We start from the raw sequence: 1,972 nt of genomic DNA, 5'->3' as shown, positions 1-1,972 counted from the left end.
GGTGGCGCGCGCGAATGCCGGCCTGTCGGCCGGGCGGCCCGAGCGCCCCGCGGCGCAAGCGCTGAATGCGGCGTTGCGCCAGATGCTGGCGCATGCGGCGCACGATTGCCTGGTGTGTATCGTCAGCGACTTCGCGGGCGCCGACGAGGACACTCTGCGCGCCATGCGCCTGTTATCCGCGCACAATGACGTGGTGGGGGTACTGGTGTATGACCCAATGGCCGAGCAATTGCCAGAGCGCGGGCGCCTGGTCGCCACCCAAGGTGAACTACAACTGGAAATCGCCGTGGGCCGGCGGCACGAGCGCCAGCCGCTGGCGGATTTTTTCAGCGGCCGCCTCACGGGCGTGGCCGATTTGCTGCGACGCAGCCAGGTTCCGCTGCTATCCATCGATACGGCCGAAGACGAATTGACGCAGTTGCGGCGCGAGCTCGGGCGGCAGCGGGCCGGGGCACGCGCATGAGCGACGCCAGCATGCCCGGCCTGGATCAATTGCGGGAACTTCCCTTGCCGCCGCCGGTGCCATATTGGCCCCTGACGTGGGGGTGGGCGCTGGTCGCCGCGTTGCTGTTGTTGGCCCTGTGCTGGAGCAGCATTGCTTATGTGCGACGGCGACGGCGCAACCTGTACCGTCGCCAGGCGTTGCGTGAACTGGATAACCTGGCGCGCCAGGCAACCGGTGACCCCCTGGCCGCGCGCGCCTTGCCCGCTTTGCTCAAGCGCACGGCACTGGCGGCGCATCCGCCAGGCCAGCGCGCCAGCCTGGCGTCATTGCGCGGGGATGCGTGGCTGCATAGCCTGGAAACAGGCGCGCGGGATGTCTTCCCGGCCGACAGCGCGAGCTTGCTGGCAACCCTGGCCTATGCGCCCGATGCGAAGGTGCGGGGCCTGGATGCCGCAGTCGTGCGCGGCCTGATCGAGGCCAGCCGCCGATGGATGGAGCGCCACCATGTGGAGGCTTGAATATCCCTGGCTGCTGCTTGCCGCGCCCGTGGCGTTGGCAGCCTACCGTTGGCTGCCGCCCTATGTGCAGGGCCGGCATGCATTGCGGCTGCCTTTTTTCCACACCATGGCCAGCTTGATAGGCAAGCCGCCGTCGCGCCCCGGCGTGCGCGCCAGCCGGGGGCAATTGGTATTGAACGTAGTAGTGTGGTTGTTGCTATTGCTGGCGCTGGCGCGTCCGCAATGGGTGGAGCCGCCGCTTGCGCACACCGAACCGATGCGCGACATTCTGTTGGCCGTGGATATTTCCCAGTCCATGGACAGCACCGATTTCCGCGATGCACAGGGCCGGCCGGTGTCGCGCTGGGACGCCGTTCAACGCGTCGTGGCGGATTTCATCGACAAGCGGCCCGATGACCGCCTGGGCTTGATCGTGTTCGGCACGGGCGCGTATCCCCAGGCGCCCTTGACACGCGACCATGCTTCGGTGCGATTACTGTTGGACCAGGCCGCGGTTGGCATGGCCGGCCCCAACACAGCGGTGGGCGATGCCATCGGCCTGGGCATCCGCATGCTGGATCAGGCCAAGGAACGGGACAAAGTCCTGATCCTGCTGACCGATGGCAATGACACGGGCAGCGCCGTGCCGCCAGTTCGTGCTGCGGCGCTGGCGGCCCAGCATCATGTCACGGTGCATACCATCGGCATCGGCGACCCCGGCGCCAGCGGCGATGACAAAGTAGACTTCGACGCCTTGCGCCAGATCGCCGATACGGCAGGCGGGCAGTTCTTTGTTGCGCGCGATGGCGAGGCGCTGCAAGACGTGTACGCCACGCTGGACCGTATAACCCCCCAAGAGGTCAAGACGTTGCGGCACCAGCCTCGGCGCGACTATTTCTGGCTGCCCCTGGGCCTGGCGATAGTGCTGCTGGCCGCATGGCATGCCGTGGCGGCGCTGCGGGGCGGGCGCGCCGGGCCGAATGGCACCGTCCGGGCCGGCGCCGTGCGGAAGGAGGGCGCATGGACATCG

At 67.8% G+C, this 1,972-nt stretch carries 2 protein-coding genes and 1 pseudogene; all 3 read left to right on the top strand.

Going from position 1 to position 1,972, the window contains the following annotated elements:
- Positions 1-463 (top strand): annotated as a pseudogene (locus LPZ50_RS24560) (DUF58 domain-containing protein); the annotation flags it as partial.
- Entirely contained in the window at positions 460-963 is a 504-nt protein-coding gene (locus LPZ50_RS24555; protein ID WP_230665448.1) for a DUF4381 domain-containing protein, read from the top strand. The pseudogene LPZ50_RS24560 and the gene LPZ50_RS24555, both read left to right, overlap by 4 nt.
- The coding region (locus LPZ50_RS24550) for a vWA domain-containing protein (RefSeq protein WP_230665447.1) at positions 950-1,972 on the top strand (1,023 nt) is incomplete at its 3' end. The genes LPZ50_RS24555 and LPZ50_RS24550, both read left to right, overlap by 14 nt.

Origin of the sequence: Bordetella petrii (assembly GCF_020991325.1) — a bacterium.
Lineage (GTDB): Bacteria > Pseudomonadota > Gammaproteobacteria > Burkholderiales > Burkholderiaceae_B > Bordetella_A > Bordetella_A petrii_E.
This window is presented reverse-complemented; position numbering and strand designations above follow the sequence as displayed.